We start from the raw sequence: 20815 nt of genomic DNA on the forward strand, positions 1-20815 counted from the left end.
ACTCTCCCGTACCTGTGCGACCGCGGCCTGTGTGGTTGCGGCCTGTGTCATCGCGGCCTGTGTCATCGCGATCCGTGTCATCGCGACCTGTGCGATTGCGCCAAAGTCTCCCATCCGCGCAGCTCACCGCGCAGGCCGCCTTGACGGTCCCCGGGACCCTCAGGACCATGGCGAGATTCCCACGGCGGTGGCCGGGGACGGGCGGACGGGGGCGAATCGGTGAGCACGGTGACCGCAACGAAGCGCCCGGGCGGGACGCGCACACCGCGCGACGCCCACGGGACACGCCCCCGCGGCCCCGACTTCGGCGCCTGGTTCCTGGTGCTCCCGGCGTTGCTGCCGATCCTGGTCCTCAGCGTCGGCCCGCTGCTCTACGGCATCGCGCTGGCCTTCACGGACGCCCAGTCCGGCCGCACCCAGGCCACGAGCTGGGTCGGCACCCTGAACTTCCAGGACCTGCTGCACGACACCCTCTTCTGGGAATCGTTCCGCATCGGAGTCGTCTGGGCCGTCGGTGTCACCGTCCCCCAGTTCCTGCTCGCCCTCGGCCTCGCCCTCCTGCTCGACCAGAAGCTCCGCTTCCGCTGGCTGGCACGGGCCCTCGCCATCGTTCCCTGGGCGATGCCCGAGGTCGTCGTCGGCATCATGTGGCGGCTCGTCTACAACCCCGACGCCGGCATCCTCAACGAGACGATCCGCACCCTGGGGTTCGGCGAGGGACGCGACTGGCTCTCCGGGCTCGCCACCGCCCTCCCCGCCGTCATCCTCGTCGGCGTCTGGGCCGGGATGCCGCAGACCACCGTCGCCCTGCTCGCCGGACTCCAGAACACCCCGCGCGAACTCCACGAGGCCGCCGCCCTCGACGGCGCCGGAGCCTGGCGCCGCTTCCGCGCCGTCACCTGGCCCGCGTTGAGACCGGTCGCCCTCGCCATCACCGCCCTCAACCTGATCTGGAACTTCAACTCCTTCGCCCTGGTCTACGTGCTGACCAGCGGCGGACCGGGCGGCCGGACCCGGCTCCCGATGCTCTTCGCCTACGAAGAGGCCTTCCGCTACGGACAGTTCGGCTACGCGGCCGCGATGGGCTGCGTGATGATCGCCGCCGTCTCCGTGCTCATCGCCCTCTCCCTCGTACGCCGGCTGAAAGGGGACCAGGACCGGTGAGCGCCCTCCGGACGAGCCGACCCGCGCGCATCGGCCAGTACGCGGCCCTCCTCGCGTACCTGGTCTTCCTCGCCTTCCCCTTCCTCTGGCTGGTCTCCACAGCCTTCAAGCCCGCCCCCGAGCTGGCCTCGCTCCACCCCACCTGGATCCCGAAGGACCCCACGCTCGACAACTTCCGGCAGGCCTTCGACGAGCAGCCGCTGCTCAGGGCCGCCGCCAACAGCCTGGTCGCCGCGGTCGCCGCGGCCGTGATCGCGGTGGCCGTCGCGACCCCGCTCGCCTATGTGACGGCCCGCCACCGGGGCAGACTCGGCTCGGCCGCCACCGGGTGGGTGGTGATCAGCCAGGCCTTCCCGTTCGTGCTCGTCATCATCCCGCTCTTCCTGATCCTCAAGAACCTGCACCTGATCAACAGCGTCTTCGGTCTCGTCCTGGTCTACGTGGTCTGGTCGCTGCCCTTCGCCCTCTGGATGCTGATGGGGTACGTCCGGGCCGTCCCCGCCGAACTGGAGGAGGCCGCCGCCGTCGACGGCGCCGGCCGGCTGCGTACCCTCGTCTCGGTCACCGCCCCGCTGCTCGTCCCCGGGATCGTCGCCACCGCCCTCTTCGCCTTCGTCACCGCGTGGAACGAGTTCTTCTTCGCGCTCGTACTGCTCAAGACCCCGGAGAAGCAGACCCTGCCGGTCGTCCTCACCCACTTCCTCGGCGCCGAGGGCGTCGCCGACCTCGGCCCGCTGGCCGCCGCGGCCTTCCTCGCCACGCTGCCGTCCCTCCTCGTCTTCGCCGTCCTCCAGAGACGGATCACCGGTGGGATGCTGGCCGGGGCGGTGAAGTCATGAGCCGACGGATCCTCGGCCTCACCGCCGCGCTCGCCCTGCTCCTCACCGGCTGCACCACCGGGAACGGCGCTCCCGAGGACGGGGTCGTACGGCTCCGCTTCCAGTCCCTCGCCTGGCAGAAGGAGTCCGTCGACGCCAACCGGCAGCTGGTGAGGGAGTGGAACGCCTCCCACCCCGACGTCCAGGTCGAGTACGTCCAGGGCAGCTGGGACTCCGTCCACGACCAGCTCCTCACCTCCTTCGAGGGCGGCGAGGCGCCCGACATCATCCACGACGCCTCCGACGACCTCGCCGACTTCGCCTACGGCGGCGACCTCGCCGACCTCCGCCCGCTGCTGCCCGAACGGCTCCGCGCCGACATCCCCGCCCGCAGCTGGGAGACCACCACCTTCGGCTCCGACAAGGGCGTCTACGGCGTGCCGTTCCTCCAGGAACCGCGCGTGATCATCGCCAACCGGAAGATCCTCGAATCCTCCGGCGTCCGCGTCCCCACCCCGGAGAAGCCCTGGACCTGGACGGAGTTCCGGCAGATCACCCAGGACCTCACCCGCGGCATGGGACCCGGCCGGTACGCGGTCGCCTGGCCGCTCAAGGAACCCGTCTCCGTCAGCCTCAACCTCGGTCTCTCCGCCGGCGGACAGCTCTTCCACCGGGAGGCCGACGGCCGGGTGACCGTCCGCTTCACCGAGGCGGACGCCGTCGTCCCCGGCACCATCCACGACCAGGTCGCCACCGACCGCACCGCCCCGCGCACCACGCTCGGCAGCGGCGGCTCCGACACCCTCCCCGGGTTCTTCGCCGGCAAGTACGCCATGGTCCCGCTCGGCTTCGCCTACCGGCAGCAGATCGCCCAACAGGCCCCCAAGGGCTTGGAGTGGACGGTGCTGCCCGCCCCCGTCGGGAGCGCCGGGCTCACCCAGGGAGTCTCCCCGCAGACCCTGTCGATCGCCGAGGACAGCCCGTACAAGAGGGAGGCGGCCGCGTTCCTCGACTTCTTCCTGCGCCCGGAGAACATGGTGCGGCTCGCGCGCGGCGACTGGATGCTGCCCACCGGCACGGCCGCGCTCGCCGACCCCTCCCTGCACACCGCCAGGGACGGCTGGGCGACCGGGGCCGCCGTGGCTGAACGGCTGCGGCCGGCGCCCGCGCAGTCGGTGCGCGGATACCCGGAGTGGAAGGACAAGGTGGCGACGCCGGCCTTCCAGGAGTACTACAGCGGCGCCATCGACGGCGCCGAACTGCGCAGACGTCTGGTGGAGGACGGCAATCGGGTGCTCGCCCGATATCAGCGCAAATGATGGGTTCGCCAGGGGTTCGCCAGGGGTTCGCCATTACGAAACATTGTTGAATAAGTCACAGATGGGTGAAGGGTCTTCTCGCGGATCCCCCTGATCGGACAGTGTTCGAACCGGCCACCGCGCCGCCCCCCACGAGGCGCGGTGGCCCGCCTAGATTGACCCCATGACGAAGAAGAAGACGTACGCGGCCCTGCTCCGCGGCATCAACGTGAGCGGACACCGCAAGGTCCCCATGGCGGAGCTCCGTCCCCTCCTCGGAGGCCTCGGGCACACGAACGTCCGCACGTACCTCCAGAGCGGGAACGCCGTCTTCACCACCGACTCCGGTGCCGGGGAGGAGGAGCTCAGGACGGCGCTCGAAGACGCCATCGAGGACCGGTTCGGCTTCCGCGTCGACTGCCTCGTCCGCGACGGCGGCTACCTGGCGGCGGTGGCCGAGGCCTGCCCCTTCCCGGCCGCCGAGATCCCGGGCAAGCAGCTCCACGCCATCTACTACTCCGGGCCCGCGGACCCCGAGCTCTTCGCCTCGGTCGACCGCGAGGCCTATCTCCCCGAGGAGTTCGCCCTCGGCGACCGCGTGCTCTACCTCTACGTCCCCGAGGGCCTCGGGACGTCCAGGCTGAGCGTGGTGGTCTCCCGTCCGTCCCTCCTGAAGGGACTCGTCGCCACCGCCCGGAACTGGAACACCGTGGTCAAGCTCATCGAGATGACACGGGAGGACTGACCGCGAAGTGGCCCAGCACTACGGCGCGTGATTGGACCACGGGGACAGGCCACCGGCTGGCTAGATTTCACGGTATGACGAGCACCGACACCACGCCCCGCCCCGCCGTCGACTTCTACTTCGACCCGGTCTGCCCCTTCGCCTGGATCACCTCCCGGTGGATCCTGGAGGTCGAGCGGGAGCGGGACATCGACCTCCGCTTCAAGGTCATGAGCCTGTACCTGCACAACGAGGGCAACACCCTGCCCGACTGGTACCGCGAACTGGTCGACGCCTCGATCGGACCCGTCAGAGTCGCGGCGGCGGCGGCCGAGCGGCACGGCGAGGAGATCCTGCGCCCGCTCTACACCGCGTACGGGACCCGCATCCACGAGAAGAAGCAGACGGACTTCGACGCCGTCGTCGCCGAGTCGCTCACCGAACTCGGCCTCCCCGCCGAACTGGCCGGGGCCGCCCACGACCCGGCGTACGACGAGGCCGTCCGCCGCAGTCACGACGCGGGCAAGGACCCCGGGGCCGGGGCGTACGTCGGCACCCCGACGATCCACGTCGACGGCACCGTCTGGTTCGGCCCGGTCCTGCGCGCCGTCCCGCGCGGCGAGCGCGCGGCCGAACTCTTCGACAGCTTCCGGGTCCTGGCCAACCACCCGGACCTCTTCGAACTGAAGCGGACCCGCACGGGCGGCCTCGACTTCAGCTAGAACCGCCGCTCCCGGGGCTGCCTCCCGCCGGGCGGGAGACAGCCGGGTGCGGGACCGGCGCCGTCGCGGGCCGGTCGCCGCCGGTCGCCGTCGACTACCTGGCGAAGCCGTAGTCCAGCAGCTTTTTGACGTCGGCCGCCCTGTTCGTCTCGTTCGACGAGGCGAGCACCGTGCCGATGACCGTCTTGCTGCCGCGGGTCGCCGCGAAGACGAGGCAGTACTTGGCCTGCGGACCCGAACCGGTCTTCAGACCGATCGCGCCGCTGTACGTGCTCAGGAGCTTGTTGGTGTTGGTCCACGCCATGTACCGGTAACCGCCGGTCTTGGTGGTCACCTTCTGCTTCGTGGACTTCGTCTTGACGACGGTGCGGAACGTGGAGTTCTTCATCGCACTGCTCGCGAGCTTCGTCAGGTCGCGCGGAGTGGAGTAGTTGCTCCCATTGCTTATTCCGTCGAACGAGTCGAAGTGGGTGTTGCGCATGCCGAGGTTCCTGGCCTCGGTGTTCATCTTCCCGATGAACGACTTGATCCGGGCCGCCCGGGTGGTGCCGGTGCCGAACTTGTCCGCCAGCGCGTAGGCCGCGTCGCAACCCGACGGCAGCATCAGGCCGTAGAGGAGCTGTCGGACCGTCACCTTGTCGCCGACGATGAGCCGGGCGGACGAGGCGTTCTTGGAGACGATGTAGTCGCTGTAGGCCTTCTGGACGGTGACCTTGGCGTCCAGGTTCAGACCACGCTGCGCCAGCACCACCTTCGCGGTCATGATCTTCGTGGTGGAACCGGTCGACCTGCGGGTGTCCGCGGCCTTTCCGAACAGCGTGGTGCCCGTCCCGTTGTTCATGACGAAGCCGCCCGCGGCGGTGATCGACGGGGTGGGCGGCGCGGCGTACGCCTGGCCCGTGAAGAGGCCGCCGGCCAGTACGGCCGAGGCCGTGATCGTGACGGTCACGGCTCTACGTACGCCGAGTGTCGAAGTGATCAAAGTCTTCTGCCCTTGGTAGGAACCGATGTCTGCCGGGTCCGCGATTGGCCCGGCGCACAGAAGACGCACGAAACGGCTCCAGGGATGCACGACCGGGACCATGATCTTCCTCGCACCCGCTGTCGCGAAACCGCAAGAGCGGTCGGCGAGTCGTTCCGTGGCGTCGACGGTATGAACGAGAAACGGGCCCAGGAGTAATCGGCCCGGCTCGGCCGGTCGCTCGCCCTCAGCAGCCGGAGCCCGAAGGGGCGACCGCGCGGTCGGCTGCGGGGTCCAGGCAGCCGACGGATCCGGGCAGGTGGTCGGCGGCGAGCCGGGGAGGACCGGCCGCATCCCCTTTTCGCTTCGGTATTCGATTGCCGAATTCCGGACAGCGGGGATTCAGGCGGTGTGGGCGACCGGCCGGCGCGCGGCGTGCGCGCCCTCGTACCGCTCGACGAGCAGCGCGGCCAACTCCGGGGAGGGGCCGAGGACGTCCGCCAGGACGTCGGCCTCCGCCGCGCCCGCCGCGATGCGGTCCGGGAGGCGGCCCGGGGCGATCACGTAGGGGGCCACGGCCACCCGCCGGACGCCCCGGTCGGCGCGCAGGGCGCGTACGGCGTCGTCCGTACGCGGAAGAGATGCGGAGGCGAACGCGGGCCGCACGGAGCACCAACCGGTGCGCCGCAGCTCCCGCGCCGTTTCTGCGATCACCGCGATCGCCTCCGGGTCGGTGGAGCCCGCCGAGGCCAGGACGACCCCGGTGGTGCTCTTGTCGCCGGGCGTGAGCCCGGCCTCGTACAGCCGTCGATCCACCGCCGCGATCAGCAGCGGCGAGGGGCCGAGGACCTCCGCCTGGCGGATCCGCAGGGACGGGGGCGCCTGGCGCAGTACGGCGGGGATGTCGGCCTTCGCGTGGAAGGCCCGGGTCAGCAGCAGCGGCAGCGCCACCACGTCTCGTACCCCGTCGGCGGCGAGCCGGTCGAGCACGCCCGTCACCGACGGCAGGTTGAAGTCCAGGAACGCCGTCTCCACGCGCAGCCCCGGCCGCAGCGCACCGGCCCGGCGCACCAGCGCCTGAACGGTCGCCGCGTGCCGCGGATCGCGGCTGCCGTGGGCGATGACGAGGAGGACAGGGCGGTTCACGGTCCGGCTCAGCTCTTCGTCAGGAGGCCGCGGCGGCGCAGGACCGCACGCTCGAGGGGGCTGAAGATCAGCAGGTCGATGGCGATGCCGACGACCAGGATCAGGATGATCGCCAGGAAGATCCCCGGCATGTCGAAGTCGTTGCGGCCGTTCTCCAGGAGCTGGCCGAGACCGAGGCCCAGCTCGGGGGAGGAGGCGATGATCTCCGCGGCCATCAGCGAGCGCCACGAGAACGCCCAGCCCTGCTTGAGACCGGCCAGATAGCCGGGGAGCGCGGCCGGCATCACGATGTACCAGGCGCCCTTGATCCCGGTCGCGCCGAGCGTCTGGCCCGCCCGCAGGAAGAGCGGCGGGACCTGGTCGACGCCGGCGACGAGGCCGTTGGCGATCGACGGGACGGCGCCGAGCAGGATGACCGCGTACATCATGCTGTCGTTGAGGCCGAGCCACAGGACGGCGGGCGCCACCCAGGCCACCGACGGCAGCGACTGGAGGCCCGCGAGGATCGGGCCGATCGCCGCCCGGACGAACTTCACCCGGGAGACCAGGAGTCCGAGCGGGGTACCGATCGCGAGGGCCATGAGGAAGCCGAGGAGGGCCCGGGACACGCTGGTCCACAGGACGTCCAGGAGCGTGCCCTGCGCCCACATCGTGCTCAGGCTGTCCCACACGGCGGACGGGGCGGGCAGCTTGTACTCGTCGGTGACCTTCGCCGTGACGAGCAGCTGCCACACCACCAGGACGAGCGCGACGGCGACGACCGGCGGCAGGACCTTCTTGAGCAGCACCTCACGGACCGGGGTCCGCCGGATCTGCACGCTGTCCAGGGCGTCCAGGCCGGCTTCGAGGCCGGCGAGGTCGTCGGTCTTCGGTGTCCTCGGGGTGGCTTCAGTGCTGGCCATGACGGCGGATCTCCCCACGCAGTTGCTCGGTGATTTCGAGGGACAGTTCCGCGACGTCGGCGTCCTCGATGCGACGCGGCTGAGGGATGTCGATGGTCCACTCGTGGGCGATCCGGCCCGGCCGGGACGAGAGGAGGACGACACGCTCGGCCAGCCGCACGGCCTCGCGCACGTTGTGGGTGACGAAGAGCACCGACAGCTTCGTCTCCCGCCAGATCCGGGTCAGCTCGTCGTGCAGCACGTCCCGGGTGATGGCGTCGAGCGCGGCGAACGGCTCGTCCATCAGCAGCAGGTCGCTGTCCTGGGCGAGCGCGCGGGCCAGCGCGACCCGCTGGCGCATGCCGCCGGACAGCTCGTGGACGCGCTTGCCGTACGAACCGCCGAGCCGGACCAGTTCGAGCAGCCGCTCCGCCTCGGCCCGCCGCTCGGTCTTGGGGACCCCGCGCAGCCGCAGGGCCAGTTCGATGTTCTTGCCCGCGGTGAGCCACGGGAAGAGGGCGTGCTCCTGGAACATCAGGGCCGGCCGGCCGCCGGGGGTCTCGATGGACCCCGCGGACGGCCGGTCGAGCCCGGCGACCAGGTTGAGCAGCGTGGACTTGCCGCAGCCCGAGGCGCCGAGAAGGGTGACGAACTCGCCCGGGGCGACATCGAGCGTGATGTCGTCGAGGACGAGCTGCCCGCCGGCGGGTCCGCCGAAGGACTTGGAGACATGCTCGATGCGGGCGGCATGGGTCACCGCCGCACGGTCCTCGGCCTTGGCGAGCGTCGCGGTCGTGGCCATGGTCGTCACCTCCTGGTGAAGCTGAACTCGGGCTGCTGCACGGGTGTCCGGCACCGACTGGTCGGGGGCTACTTCACGCCGAGACCGGCGTCGGAGACCTCGGGCTGCCCCGCGGCCTTCAGGACCTTGTTGAGCGGCTTGAGGTCGTAGATGCCGCTCAGCTCGGGCTTCTCCAGGACACCGGCCTTCACCGCGTGATCGGCCTGGGCCTGGAGGGTGGCCGCCAGCGGGTCGTTGGTGAACTGGATGGACGGCCACGCGGCGTCGATCACCTTGGCGCCCAGCGCCTTGCCCGAGAGGTTCTTGAGCTTGGCGTTGGCCGAGGTCTTCGCCTTGTCCGGGTTGGCGTTGATCCACTCGTTGGTCTTCACCGCGCCGCGCAGGAACGCCTCGACGACGTCGGGGTGCCCGTCGAGGAACTTCTGCGACACGATGATGTTCGTGATGACGAACTTCTTGTCCGGCCACAGGTCGGACTCGTCGAGCAGCACCTTCGCGCCGTCGCTGACCAGCTTCGAGGCGGTCGGCTCGGGCACCCAGGCGCCGTCGATGGCCCCGGACTTGTAGGCGTTCGGCGTCGTCTTGTTGTCCGTGCGGACCACCGAGACATCGCCCTTGCCGCTCGCGGAGTCGACCTTCCAGCCCTTCTCCACGATCCAGTTGAGGAAGGCGACGTCCTGCGTGTTTCCCTTCTGCGGCGTGGCGATCTTCTTGCCCTTGAGGTCGTCCAGGGTCTTGATCTTCGCCGGGTTCACGACGAGCTTCACGCCACCGGAGGCGGAGCCGCCGATGATCCGCAGGTTCTTGCCCTTGGACTTGACGTAGCCGTTGATGGACGGCGAGGGGCCGATGAAGCCGATGTCGATCGAGTCCGCGTTGAGCGCCTCGATCTCGGAGGGACCGGCGTTGAACGTGGTCGGCTCCAGGACGGTGCCGCCCAGCTCCTTCTGCAGGAGGCCCTCCTGGACGCCGACCAGCGCGGTCGCGTGCGTGAGGTTGGGGAAGTACCCGAGCCGTACGGTGTCGGCGGAGAGCTTCTTGCCCTCGGCGGCCACCTTCTTCTCGTCGTTCTTGGCCTCGGAGCCGTAGCCGCAGGAGGCGAGCGCGCCGATCAGCAGCGGCAGAGCGGTGGCGGCGGCGAGGCCGCGGCGCAGGGTGGTACGGGTGGTGGCAGGCACGGGAGGTTTTCCCCTCGATTCAGCGTTTTCGAAGTCTGCGTCTATGTCGTTCGGGGTGGAGCGGGGTCGCGCCGTGCATGCGGCGCGTCGAGGTCAGCACGCACATCGCGCGACGCCTCCCATGCCCGCGCCGAGGGCGCCGGAGCCCACCCGGCCGCCCTCCTTCGCGAAGGTCGCGTAGACGTTCTGGCTCATCAGAAGTCCCACCCTTCCTCGTCCTCGACGACCGAGACGGCCTTGGCGGTGGCGAAGGACTCGCCCGCCATGCCTGCCGCGAGCGTGGTGCCGTCCGCCGGGTCGATCAGCAGGAACGAACCGGTACGGCGCGAGTCCGCGTACGCGTCGAGCGCGAGCGGCTCGGCGGTGCGCACCACGACCCGGCCGATGTCGTTGGTGACCAGCTGCCCCGGGTTCGGGTGCTGCGAGAGGTCGTCCAGGGTCAGCCGCGAGGGGATCTCCTTGACGATCGCCTTGACCGTGCGGGTGGTGTGCTTCAGGAGCACCCGCTGGCCGACGGCGAGCGCCCGGTCCGCCACGTGGCAGACGGTCGCCTCGATGTCCTGGGTGGTCGCCGGGGCGTCACCGCTCGGGGCGAGCAGGTCGCCGCGCGAGATGTCGATGTCGTCGGCGAGCCGGATCGTGACCGACTGCGGGGCCCAGGCGATGTCCACGGACTCGCCCAGCGCGTCGATCCCGGTGATCGTGGAGGTCTTCCCCGACGGCAGGACGGTGATCTGCTCGCCGACCCGGAAGGCACCGGCCGCGATCTGACCGGCGTAGCCCCGGTAGTCGGGGTGCTCGGCGGTCTGCGGGCGGATCACGTACTGCACGGGGAATCGCGCGTGGCAGGCCGTCAGGTCGTGGCTGACCGGGACGGTCTCCAGGTGCTCCAGGACCGTCGGGCCGCCGTACCAGTCCATGTTCGCGGACGGCTCCACGACGTTGTCGCCGGCGAGCGCCGAGATCGGGATCGCGGTGATCTCCGGGACGCCGAGCTCGGAGGCGTACGTCGTGAACTCCTCGGCGATCGCGGCGAAGACGGGCTCCCGGTACTCGACCAGGTCCATCTTGTTCACGGCCAGGACCACGTGCGGGACGCGGAGCAGGGCGGCGACGGCCGCGTGCCGACGGGTCTGCTCGACCACGCCGTTGCGGGCGTCGACCAGGACCACGGCCAGTTCGGCGGTGGAGGCGCCGGTCACCATGTTCCGGGTGTACTGCACGTGCCCGGGGGTGTCGGCGAGGATGAAGCGGCGGCGGGGCGTCGCGAAGTAGCGGTAGGCCACGTCGATGGTGATGCCCTGCTCGCGCTCGGCCCGCAGACCGTCGGTGAGGAGCGCCAGGTCGGGCGCCTCCTGGCCGCGGGAGCGCGAGGCGTGCTCCACGGCCTCCAGCTGGTCGACGAGGACCGACTTGGAGTCGTGGAGGAGGCGGCCCACCAGGGTGGACTTGCCGTCGTCGACGGAGCCGGCGGTGGCGAAGCGCAGCAGGGTGGTGGCCGCCAGCTGCTCGGACAGCTGCTCGGTGGACGTGCTCATTAGAAGTACCCTTCGCGCTTGCGGTCTTCCATCGCTGCCTCGGACATCTTGTCGTCGGCGCGGGTCGCGCCCCGCTCGGTGAGCCGGGAGGCGGCGATCTCGGCGATGACGGCGTCCAGCGTGGTGGCGTCGGAGTCGACGGCGCCGGTGCAGGACATGTCGCCGACGGTGCGGTAGCGGATCAGCCGCGTCTCGACCGACTCGGTGTCCTTGGGGCCGCCCCAGTCGCCTGCCGTCAGCCACATGCCGCTGCGGGCGAACACCTCGCGCTCGTGGGCGAAGTAGATCTCCGGGAGCTCGATCTTCTCGCGCTGGATGTACTGCCAGACGTCCAGCTCGGTCCAGTTGGACAGCGGGAAGACCCGGACGTGCTCGCCGGGCGCGTGGCGGCCGTTGTAGAGCTGCCACAGCTCGGGGCGCTGGCGGCGCGGGTCCCACTGCGAGAACTCGTCGCGGAGCGAGAACACCCGCTCCTTCGCGCGGGCCTTCTCCTCGTCGCGGCGGCCGCCGCCGAAGACGGCGTCGAAGCGGTGCTGCTGGATCGCCTCGGTGAGCGGGACGGTCTGCAGCGGGTTGCGGGTGCCGTCGGGGCGCTCGCGCAGCTTGCCCGCGTCGATGTACTCCTGCACGGAGGCGACGTGCAGCCGCAGCCCGTGCTGGGCGACGACGCGGTCGCGGTACTCCAGGACCTCGGGGAAGTTGTGCCCGGTGTCGACGTGCAGCAGCGTGAAGGGGATCGCCGCGGGGGCGAAGGCCTTCAGCGCCAGGTGCAGCATGACGATGGAGTCCTTGCCGCCGGAGAAGAGGATCACCGGCCGCTCGAACTCGCCCGCCACCTCGCGGAAGATGTGGACGGCCTCGGACTCCAGCGAGTCGAGGTGCGACAGCGCGAACGGGCTGTCGGTCGCGTCGTGGAGATGAGCGACGGTGGTCACAGCAGACCCCTCTCGGTGAGCAGCGCGTGGAGCTGCGCCGCGGACTCCTGCACGGTCTGGTTCTGGGACTCGATCCGGAGATCGGGTGTCTCGGGTGCCTCGTAGGGGTCGTCGACGCCGGTGAGGCCGCTGATCTCGCCCGCGGCCTGCTTGGCGTAGAGGCCCTTCACGTCGCGGACGGAGCAGACCTCCACGGGGGTGGCCACGTGCACTTCGACGAAGGAGGTGCCCTCGGCGTGGTGGCGCTTGCGGACGGCCTCGCGGCTGTCGGCGTACGGGGCGATGACCGGGACGAGGACCTGCACGCCCTGCGAGGCGAGCAGTTCCGCGACGAACCCGATCCGCTGCACGTTGGTGTGCCGGTCCTCGCGGCTGAAGCCGAGGCCCGCGGAGAGGAACTCGCGGATCTCGTCGCCGTCGAGCACCTCGACGCGGTGGCCTTCGCCGCGCAGCCGGCCGGCCAGCTCGTACGCGATGGTGGTCTTGCCGGCGCTCGGCAGACCGGTGAGCCAGATGGTGGCACCCGTCACGTGCTTCTCCTGAATGTTCTGAGTGTCCGTCATCCGTGCAGTCCGCATTCGGTCTTGGCGCGGCCCGCCCAGCGTCCGGCGCGGGCGTCCTCGCCCTCCAGGACGCGGCGGGTGCAGGGGGCGCAGCCGACGGAGGCGTATCCGTCCATGAGGAGCGGGTTGGTGAGGACACCGTGCTCGGTGACGTACGCGTCGACGTCGTCCTGCGTCCAGCGGGCGATGGGGGAGACCTTGACCTTGCGCCGCTTCTCGTCCCAGCCGACGACCGGGGTGTTCGCCCGGGTCGGGGACTCGTCGCGGCGCAGCCCGGTCGCCCATGCGCTGTACCGGGTCAGGCCCTCTTCGAGCGGCTTGACCTTGCGCAGCGCGCAGCACAGGTCGGGGTCGCGGTCGTGCAGCTTGGGGCCGTACTCGGCGTCCTGCTCGGCCACGGTCTGACGCGGGGTCAGGGTGATGACGTTGACGTCCATGACGGCGTCCACGGCGTCGCGGGTGCCGATGGTCTCCTCGAAGTGGTAGCCCGTGTCGAGGAAGACGACGTCCACGCCGGGCCGGACCCGCGAGGCGAGATGGGCGACGACCGCGTCCTCCATGGAGGAGGTGACGCAGAAGCTCTCGCCGAAGGTGTCCACGGCCCACCGGAGGATCTCCAGCGGGGAGGCGTCCTCCAGGTCACGGCCGGCCTGCTCGGCGAGTGCCTTGAGGTCGGCCGTGGTGGCGTCCTGAGTGAGCGTCATATTTCTTTCCCTCCAGGAGTGTTGCCCGAAGTGCCGGGGGCGAGCAGCCCCAGGAACTTCAACTGGAAGGCTCGGCTGCACGCGGCGCATTCCCAGGCGCCGTGACCCTGCTCGTTGGGACGCAGGTCCTCGTCGCCGCAGTAGGGGCAGTGGAACGGTGCGGCTCGCTCGCTCATGACAGGGCCTCTTCCGAGGCGCGGGCCGCCCAGGTGGCGAAGCGCTCGCCGGTCTCGCGCTCCGACTGGAAGCGCTTGAGGACCCGCTCCACGTAGTCGGGGAGCTCCGCCGCGGTGACCTTGAGGCCGCGGACCTTGCGGCCGAAACCGGCTTCAAGGCCGAGCGCGCCACCGAGGTGCACCTGGTAGCCCTCGACGCGGTTGCCGTCGTCGTCCAGGACCAGCTGGCCCTTGAGACCGATGTCCGCGACCTGGATACGGGCGCAGGCGTTCGGGCAGCCGTTGATGTTGATCGTCAGCGGCTCGTCGAACTCCGGGATGCGGCGCTCCAGTTCGTCGATGAGCGAGGCTCCGCGGGCCTTGGTCTCGACGATCGCGAGCTTGCAGAACTCGATGCCGGTGCAGGCCATCGTGCCCCGCCGGAACGGGGTCGGGTTCACCCGCAGGTCGAGGGCCTCCAGGGCGGAGACCGCCGATTCGAGCTGGGCCTCCTCGACGTCGAGGAGGATCATCTTCTGGTCCGCGGTGGTGCGCAGCCGGCCGGAGCCGTGCTGCTCGGCCAGGCCGGCGATCTTGGTCAGGGTGGCACCGTCGACCCGGCCCACGCGCGGGGCGAAGCCGATGTAGAACCGGCCGTCGTTCTGCTGGTGCACGCCCATGTGGTCGCGCCACTGGCCGGCGGGCTGCTCGGGAGCGGGGCCGTCCGTCAGCTTGCGCTGGAGGTACTCGTCCTCCAGGACCTGGCGGAACTTCTCCGGGCCCCAGTCGGCGACGAGGAACTTCAGCCGGGCGCGGTTGCGCAGCCGGCGGTAGCCGTAGTCGCGGAAGATCGAGATGACGCCCTCGTAGACGTCCGGGACCTCGTCGAGGGAGACCCAGGTGCCCAGGCGGACGCCGAGCTTGGGGTTGGTGGAGAGACCGCCGCCGACCCAGACGTCGAAGCCGGGGCCGTGCTCCGGGTGGTGCACGCCGACGAAGGCGATGTCGTTGATCTCGTGCGCCACGTCCAGCAGCGGCGAGCCGGAGATCGCGGACTTGAACTTGCGGGGCAGGTTGGAGAAGTCCTTGTTGCCGACGATCCGGCGGTAGATCTCGTCGATGGCGGGCGTGCCGTCGATGATCTCGTCGGCCGCGATGCCGGCCACCGGGGAGCCGAGGATGACACGCGGGGTGTCACCGCAGGCCTCGGTGGTGGACAGGCCGACCGCCTCCAGGCGGTTCCAGATCTCGGGGACGTCCTCGATGCGGATCCAGTGGTACTGGACGTTCTGCCGGTCCGTGATGTCTGCGGTGCCGCGGGCGAACTCCTCGGAGATCTCGCCGATGACCCTGAGCTGCTCGGTGGTCAGCCGGCCGCCGTCGATACGGACGCGGAGCATGAAGTACTCGTCGTCCAGCTCCTCCGGCTCCAGGACACCCGTCTTGGTGCCGTCCAGACCCTGCTTGCGCTGGGTGTAGAGGCCCCACCAGCGCATGCGTCCGCGCAGGTCGTTGGGGTCGATGGAGTCGAATCCGCGCTTCGAGTAGACCGTCTCAATACGTGTCCGCACATTGAGACCGTCGTCGTCCTTCTTGAACTGCTCATTGCCGTTCAGGGGGGTGAAGTGCCCCACGGCCCACTGACCCTCGCCACGGTGGCGCCCGGTCTTGCGGCGTGCGGCGGCTGGAGTGGGGTTTTCCGGGGTGGCGGCCATGGCGTCTTGTCCTTCGGGACTGCGAGAGGGCGGCTCTGACCTGCACACTGGCGCTCAGGTCGGAGGGTGGCGCGTCAGTGCGCAGCAGGGTGGGGCAGAGTCGTGCTGAAAAGTGATCGCGGCGGTGCTGGTTCTCTCAGCGCGCCGGACAGATGGCGCTGGACATGCGGCCTAGGTCGACGTGCCGCCGACTCACCAAGGCAATTCCAGTTCCAGACATGACGGAAGCGTGTCACGGGACTTTGGACCCAGTCCAGCATCGTCCAGAATGCGGACATAGTCGTCTCGCTTGGCGAGATGGTGTGGTCTGGGTCACGCAAAAGGGGCCCTGATCAGGGCCCCTTCACGGTCTGCTGCGTGCCTCCCGGGCGGCTCAGGCGTGGGCGCCGGGCCACGGGCCGGGGGTCTCGCTCTCCTCGACCTCCTCGACCTTGGTGTCGAAGAGGCGGAAACCACGGCGCTCGTAGTTGGCCATCGCGTGCGGGCCGTCGAGCGAGCAGGTGTGCAGCCAGACGCGCGTCGTCGTCTCCCGCTCGGGCCACCTTTCGGCCAGGTCCCAGGCGCGCGCCACCCCGTACGAGAGCAGGTGACCGCCGATCCGGCGCCCCCGGAAGGCCGGAATCAGGCCGAAGTAGACGATCTCCACCACGCCGTCGTCCTGCGGGTCCAGCTCCACGTACCCGGCCGGCGTCCCCTTGTCGTACGCCACCCAGATCTCGGAGCCCGGCTTCTCGACGATCTCCTGCCACTGCTTGTACGTCAGTGACAGGCGGTCGTTCCAGCGGATGTCGCCACCGACCGCCGTATAGAGGAAGCGGCTGTACTCCGGCGAGGGGACCGCGGCCCGCTCGATCGTGATGTCGTCGCCCTCGGGGACGGGGGAGGGGCGGAGATCGGCCGGTGAGGTCTGCTCAAGGGACCAGGTGGTGAGAGTGATGCGCATGAGCTCATCGCATCACGCCGCCCGTCGGCACGGCGACCGGGGTCGTGGTGCGAGGGGCGCGCCGGGCCGCCGGTCGATTTCGGGGGTGTCGCCGCCGGTGGACGGCCGGTCCCGCCGGGCGGGGGTGCGGCTCGCGACCCGGCCTCCTCACTCGGCTACGCCGACGGCGTCCCCTGCGCGTCCGTGCCCGTTCGGGGCGTCCTTACGGCCGGGGCGAGGGAGTGGGGGAGCAGGTCCGCCGGGCGTTCCGGGCGCAGGACCTGCACCGCCACCTCCTCGCGGAAGCGGTACGGGCGGTGCGCCAGGACCCCGGCCAGGTTCCGGCGCACCCGGGACATCTCGGCACGTACGGTCACCGTGCGCGTACGGTCCCCGAAGACGTCGTCCGCCAGTTCCGCAGCCGTACGCCCGTCCCGGTGCATCGCCAGGACGTAGAGGAGTTCCGCGTGCCGGGGGCTCAGCTCCTGCTGCCAGCTGCCCGCGGCCCCCGAGACGGACACCGTCCAGCGGCGCGGCCGGCTCAGGTCGAGCACGACCCGGCTCGCCGCCGCCGTGCCCGGCTCGTCCGCCGGGGTCTCCTCCTCGACCCGCAGCAGCCAGCCGCCCGGCAGCGGTTCCACCGCGCAGACGCCGAGCGAGGGCAGCCACATGCGGCCGGACCGGAACGACTTCGGCAGCGTGATCCGGTCCACCGGCGCGAGCCCCGTCACCGCCGCCGTCCAGCCGTGGGCGTCCACCGCGATGGCCCGGCCGCCCACCCGGCACAGGATCGGCGCCGCCACCGCCCTCAGCCGTTCGACGGATCTGCGGTGCCGCTCCCGCATCTCGGCCTCGGCGAGCTGGGCCACCGAGCCGACCAGGGCCAGCATCGCCGGATGGAAGCTGGACGCGGGACCGCTCACGTCCAGGATGCCGAGCAGCCGCCGGTCGCGCGGGTCGTGCACGGGCGCCGCGGCGCAGGTCCAGTTGTGGAGCGCCTGGACGTAGTGCTCGGCGGAGTGCACCTGGACCGCCCGGCCGAGGGTGAGGGCCGTGCCGACCGCGTTCGTGCCGGTGGTGTGCTCGGTCCAGGCCGCGCCCTCCTCCAGACAGATGCCGTTGGCCTGCCGCATCACCGCGAGGTTCCCCTGCCGCCACAGCACCCGGCCGTGCTCGTCGGTGACCACCATGATCTGGAGCGAGGTGTCGGCGATGCCGGCGAGGCCGCCGCTCAGCGTCTGCATGACCTCGGCGAGGAGCGTGCTCCTGCGCCGCTCCTCCAGCTCGTCCCGCTGGAGCAGCACGCTGTTCGTGCCCTGGTCGGGGTCGAGGCCGATCCGGGCCATTCGCTGCCAGGACGCGTCGATCTCCGGGCGGGGTGCGATCGGCGGCGTACGGCCCGCCAGGGTCTCCTCGCGCACCCGGTGGAGCAGCCGGGTGGCCTGGGCGGCGTCCATGGCGGCGAGGCGCTTCATGTCGAGCTGAGTGTTATTCATCGGTCTCTCCCAGCCACCCGGGGTGCTGTATCGGTTCTGCACGGGGGCAGATGTCCGGAGTGTCGGTGCCCATCGTGCCGTTCGGAACCGTCCGGCGAGACCCGGTTCGGGTAATCCTGCAACCCTTTGCAACTCTGTTCGGCGACCGGCCTCCTGGGTGAAGGTGGTGTGAGCGGCGGGTGGTGCCGTGTCGGCGCAGCACCACCCCCGCTTTTCCGCGCGTGCCGACCCCTGTGGTCCACCCCTGGCACGCGCGGCACAACTTCCCTTCGCACGGACGTACGGGGTCCCTCAGACCTCCACCCGGGCCCGCTCCACGAGCGCCCTCAGGTCCAGCGTGTGCGGCAGCGTCCCGAACGCCGAACCCCCGTCACCGCCCAGCCGCGACGCGCAGAACGCGTCCGCGACCTCCGGCGGCGCCCACCGCACGAGCAGCGCCCCCTGAAGGACCAGCGCGAGCCGTTCCGTCAGCCGCCGCGCCCGCGCCTCGATCCCCTCCAGGTCCGCCAGTTCGACGAGCAGCCCCCGGATCGCCCGGTCGAGCCGGTGGTCCGCGCCCCGGGCCGCCCCGACCTCCCGCAGAAGCGCGTCGAGCGCGGCGGGCTCGGTCCGCAAGGCCCGGACCACGTCCAGCGCCTGGATGTTCCCCGAGCCCTCCCAGACCGAGTTGAGCGGCGACTCCCGCAGCAGCCGCGGCATCCCCGACTCCTCCACGTACCCGTTGCCGCCCAGGCACTCCAGGGCCTCCGCCACCATCGGCGTGCACCGCTTCGTGACCCAGTACTTCGCCGCGGGGACGGCGATACGCAGGAAGGCGCGCTCCTGTTCCGCGTGGCCGGTGCCGTCGGTTTCGCCGACGTCGTAGGCCGCCGCCAGACGCAGTCCGAGTACCGTCGCCGCCTCCGACTCCAGGGCCAGATCGGCGAGTACGTTCCGCATCAGCGGCTTCTCGATCAGCGGTCCGCCGAAGGCCTCGCGGTACGCGCAGTGGTGCACGGCCTGCGCCACCGCCTGCCGCATCAGCGACGCCGAACCGAGGACACAGTCGAGACGGGTCGCCGCCACCATGCCCATGATCGTGCGGAGCCCGCGCCCCTCCTCGCCGACCCGGCGCGCCCACGTCGTCCCGTCGAACTCGACCTCGGCGGAGGCGTTCGAACGGTTGCCCAGCTTGTCCTTCAGCCGCTGGAGCGCGAAGGCGTTCCGCGAACCGTCCGCGAGCACCCGGGGCACCAGGAAGCAGGTGAGCCCCGCCGGAGCCTGCGCGAGGACCAGGAACGCGTCCGACATCGGCGCCGAACAGAACCACTTGTGCCCCGTCAGGACGTACTCCCCGTCGGCCGCGAGGGGATGCGCCTCCGTGGTGTTCGCCCGGACGTCGCTGCCGCCCTGCTTCTCCGTCATGGCCATCCCGAGCAGGACGCCCGCCTTCTCCGCGACCGGGCGCAGCTCCTGCTCGTACACGTGCGAGGTCGCCGCCGGCTCCCAGACCTCCGCCAGCTCCGGCTCGGCGCGCAGCGCGGGCACCGCGGCGTGCGTCATCGACAACGGGCAGCCGTGCCCCGCCTCCGCCTGTGACACCACCAGGAACCCGGCGGCCCGCCGCACATGACCGCCGGGACGGCCCCACGCGTCCGTCAGCCCGGCCCCCACCGACTTGCCGAGGAGCCGGTGCCAGGCCGCATCGAAGTCGACCTCGTCGATCCGGTGGCCGTACCGGTCATGGGTCCGTAGCCGCGGCGGGTTCGCGTTCGCCCGCGCGCCCCACTCCTGGACCTGTGCCGAACCGGTCGCCCGGCCGAGGACGACGAGATCCTCGCGGGCCTCCGCCAGGAGCTCCGGCGCGAGGTGCCGTTCGACCGCCTCGGCCAGTGCGAGGTCGCTCGTGAAGACGTCGTACCCCACCAGGGGCGGAGCCTGGTTGGTCACGGTGTGGGTGGTCGCTGCCATGCCGATACGGTAAGCAGGTGCAGGCAGCAAGCGAAACACCCGAACGGCCCGAGCGGCGGCCCTGGAGCAGGCTCCACCGCGCGCGCGTCCTCTACCGCAACGTCTCGAAGCGGAAGATGGTCTGGCTGCTCCTCAAGGACACCGTCAACTCGTGCATCGAGTACCGGATCCTCGGCCTGGCCGCCGAGGCGGCGTTCTTCACCCTGCTGTCGCTGCCGCCGCTGCTCCTCGGCCTGATCGCCCTCCTCGGCTACGCCGACGACTGGACGAACACGGACACCGTCGCGAGCATCGAGGAGAACATCCTCCGCGCTGCCGGAACGGTCCTCTCCGACCGCGGGGTCCGCGACATCGCCAAACCGCTCCTGGACGACGTGACCCAGGGCAAACGTCCCGAACTCGTCTCCCTCGGTTTCGCCATCGCCCTCTGGTCCGGCTCGCGCGCGGTGAACGTCTTCATCGACACCATCACCGTCATGTACGGACTCGACGGCCACCGCGGCATCGTGAAGACCCGGCTCCTGGCCTTTCTGCTCTACATCGTGGCCCTGATCATCGGCGCCGTCGTGTTGCCGCTCGCGGTCGTCGGCCCCGACCGGGTCGTCGAACTCGTCCCCTGGGGCACGGAGGTCGTCTCCGTCCTCTACTGGCCGGCCGTCACCCTGCTCTCCGTCGCCTTCCTCACCACGCTCTACCACGTGTCCGTGCCCGTCAGATCGCCGTGGATCGAGGACATTCCCGGTGCCCTCGTCGCGCTCGGGATGTGGGTGCTCGGCAGTTTCCTGCTGCGCATCTACCTCACCAGCCAGGTCGAGGGACCGACGATCTACGGCTCCCTCGCCGCCCCCATCGCCGTCCTCCTCTGGATCGGCATCTCGGCCTTCGCCGTCCTCGTCGGCGCCGCCGTGAACGCCGCCATCGACCGCGTCTGGCCCTCCGTCGCCACGGCTGCGGCCCGCGAGGCCAACGAGCGGGCCCGCGCCGTCCAGGCGGCGGAACTCGTCGCACGCGTGCGTGCCGAGGCGGACGACGTCGACGAGGACGACCCGGACATGCCCTCCGAGTTCCCCGAACGCTGGTCCAGGTTCCTGCCCCCGGACGACGTGAAGGCCCGCCTCCACTCCGGCTGGGAGAAGGACTGAC

At 70.7% G+C, this 20815-nt stretch carries 21 protein-coding genes; 6 read left to right on the plus strand and 15 right to left on the minus strand.

Annotation, left to right across the window (positions count from 1 at the left end; genetic code table 11):
• Window positions 1–219 precede the first annotated feature (219 nt).
• From OG514_RS23895 to OG514_RS23915, 5 genes are all read left to right on the plus strand, one after another.
• Window positions 220–1164 (plus strand): carbohydrate ABC transporter permease, encoded by a 945-nt coding sequence (locus OG514_RS23895; protein WP_266898055.1) that lies wholly within the window; start codon window positions 220–222, stop codon window positions 1162–1164.
• Window positions 1161–2003, plus strand: a complete 843-nt coding sequence (locus tag OG514_RS23900) for a carbohydrate ABC transporter permease (protein WP_266898057.1) — start codon at window positions 1161–1163, stop codon at window positions 2001–2003. The genes OG514_RS23895 and OG514_RS23900 overlap by 4 nt, the downstream gene beginning before the upstream one ends.
• Window positions 2000–3301, plus strand: coding sequence for an ABC transporter substrate-binding protein (locus OG514_RS23905; protein ID WP_266898059.1), 1302 nt, complete (start codon window positions 2000–2002; stop codon window positions 3299–3301). The genes OG514_RS23900 and OG514_RS23905 overlap by 4 nt, the downstream gene beginning before the upstream one ends.
• A 163-nt stretch (window positions 3302–3464) precedes the next feature.
• Window positions 3465–4025: a DUF1697 domain-containing protein gene (locus OG514_RS23910; protein WP_266898061.1), complete on the plus strand. Its 561-nt coding sequence runs from the start codon at window positions 3465–3467 to the stop codon at window positions 4023–4025.
• Window positions 4026–4099: 74 nt separating this feature from the next.
• Entirely contained in the window at window positions 4100–4726 is a 627-nt protein-coding gene (locus OG514_RS23915; RefSeq protein WP_266898063.1) for a DsbA family protein, read from the plus strand.
• Between the two features lie 94 nt (window positions 4727–4820).
• Here OG514_RS23915 and OG514_RS23920 read toward each other — a convergent pair whose 3' ends face one another.
• The 15 genes from OG514_RS23920 to OG514_RS23985 all read right to left on the minus strand — a co-directional run bounded on the left by OG514_RS23920 (window position 4821) and on the right by OG514_RS23985 (window position 19672).
• Complete coding sequence (locus OG514_RS23920) at window positions 4821–5675, minus strand: D-alanyl-D-alanine carboxypeptidase family protein (protein ID WP_266898065.1); 855 nt, start codon at window positions 5673–5675, stop codon at window positions 4821–4823.
• A 414-nt stretch (window positions 5676–6089) separates the two neighbouring features.
• Complete coding sequence (locus tag OG514_RS23925; RefSeq protein ID WP_266898067.1) at window positions 6090–6833, minus strand: sirohydrochlorin chelatase; 744 nt, start codon at window positions 6831–6833, stop codon at window positions 6090–6092.
• Between the two features lie 8 nt (window positions 6834–6841).
• Complete coding sequence (locus OG514_RS23930; RefSeq protein ID WP_266898069.1) at window positions 6842–7735, minus strand: ABC transporter permease; 894 nt, start codon at window positions 7733–7735, stop codon at window positions 6842–6844.
• Window positions 7722–8516: an ABC transporter ATP-binding protein gene (locus tag OG514_RS23935; protein ID WP_266898071.1), complete on the minus strand. Its 795-nt coding sequence runs from the start codon at window positions 8514–8516 to the stop codon at window positions 7722–7724. Before OG514_RS23935 ends, OG514_RS23930 begins: the two co-directional genes overlap by 14 nt.
• A gap of 68 nt (window positions 8517–8584) precedes the next feature.
• Window positions 8585–9694: an aliphatic sulfonate ABC transporter substrate-binding protein gene (locus OG514_RS23940; protein WP_266898073.1), complete on the minus strand. Its 1110-nt coding sequence runs from the start codon at window positions 9692–9694 to the stop codon at window positions 8585–8587.
• Between the two features lie 194 nt (window positions 9695–9888).
• Window positions 9889–11232 carry a sulfate adenylyltransferase subunit 1 gene (locus OG514_RS23945; protein ID WP_266898075.1) on the minus strand — a complete coding sequence of 448 codons (1344 nt, stop codon included), beginning with the start codon at window positions 11230–11232 and terminating at the stop codon, window positions 9889–9891.
• Entirely contained in the window at window positions 11232–12167 is a 936-nt protein-coding gene (gene cysD, locus OG514_RS23950; protein ID WP_266898077.1) for a sulfate adenylyltransferase subunit CysD, read from the minus strand. Before cysD ends, OG514_RS23945 begins: the two co-directional genes overlap by 1 nt.
• Entirely contained in the window at window positions 12164–12730 is a 567-nt protein-coding gene (gene cysC / locus OG514_RS23955) for an adenylyl-sulfate kinase (RefSeq protein WP_266898079.1), read from the minus strand. Before cysC ends, cysD begins: the two co-directional genes overlap by 4 nt.
• Window positions 12727–13434 carry a phosphoadenylyl-sulfate reductase gene (locus OG514_RS23960; RefSeq protein ID WP_266898081.1) on the minus strand — a complete coding sequence of 236 codons (708 nt, stop codon included), beginning with the start codon at window positions 13432–13434 and terminating at the stop codon, window positions 12727–12729. Before OG514_RS23960 ends, cysC begins: the two co-directional genes overlap by 4 nt.
• The gene (locus tag OG514_RS23965; RefSeq protein WP_078944884.1) at window positions 13431–13610 is read right to left on the minus strand and encodes a hypothetical protein; all 180 of its coding nucleotides are present in this window, start codon (window positions 13608–13610) and stop codon (window positions 13431–13433) included. Before OG514_RS23965 ends, OG514_RS23960 begins: the two co-directional genes overlap by 4 nt.
• Complete coding sequence (locus tag OG514_RS23970) at window positions 13607–15304, minus strand: nitrite/sulfite reductase (RefSeq protein WP_266898087.1); 1698 nt, start codon at window positions 15302–15304, stop codon at window positions 13607–13609. Before OG514_RS23970 ends, OG514_RS23965 begins: the two co-directional genes overlap by 4 nt.
• A gap of 136 nt (window positions 15305–15440) precedes the next feature.
• The gene (locus OG514_RS39395; protein WP_310591794.1) at window positions 15441–15524 is read right to left on the minus strand and encodes a putative leader peptide; all 84 of its coding nucleotides are present in this window, start codon (window positions 15522–15524) and stop codon (window positions 15441–15443) included.
• 153 nt (window positions 15525–15677) lie between these two features.
• Window positions 15678–16247: a GNAT family N-acetyltransferase gene (locus tag OG514_RS23975; protein ID WP_266898089.1), complete on the minus strand. Its 570-nt coding sequence runs from the start codon at window positions 16245–16247 to the stop codon at window positions 15678–15680.
• A 155-nt stretch (window positions 16248–16402) separates the two neighbouring features.
• Entirely contained in the window at window positions 16403–17722 is a 1320-nt protein-coding gene (locus OG514_RS23980; RefSeq protein ID WP_266898091.1) for a helix-turn-helix domain-containing protein, read from the minus strand.
• 291 nt (window positions 17723–18013) lie between these two features.
• On the minus strand, window positions 18014–19672 hold the full coding sequence (locus OG514_RS23985; RefSeq protein WP_266898093.1) for an acyl-CoA dehydrogenase family protein: 1659 nt from the start codon (window positions 19670–19672) through the stop codon (window positions 18014–18016).
• Between the two features lie 17 nt (window positions 19673–19689).
• Between OG514_RS23985 and OG514_RS23990 the strand changes: the two genes are divergently transcribed.
• Window positions 19690–20814, plus strand: coding sequence for a YihY/virulence factor BrkB family protein (locus OG514_RS23990; protein WP_266898095.1), 1125 nt, complete (start codon window positions 19690–19692; stop codon window positions 20812–20814).
• Window position 20815 lies beyond the last annotated feature (1 nt).

Source organism: Streptomyces sp. NBC_00572 (genome assembly GCF_026341815.1).
In the GTDB taxonomy this organism is placed as follows: Bacteria; Actinomycetota; Actinomycetes; order Streptomycetales; family Streptomycetaceae; genus Streptomyces.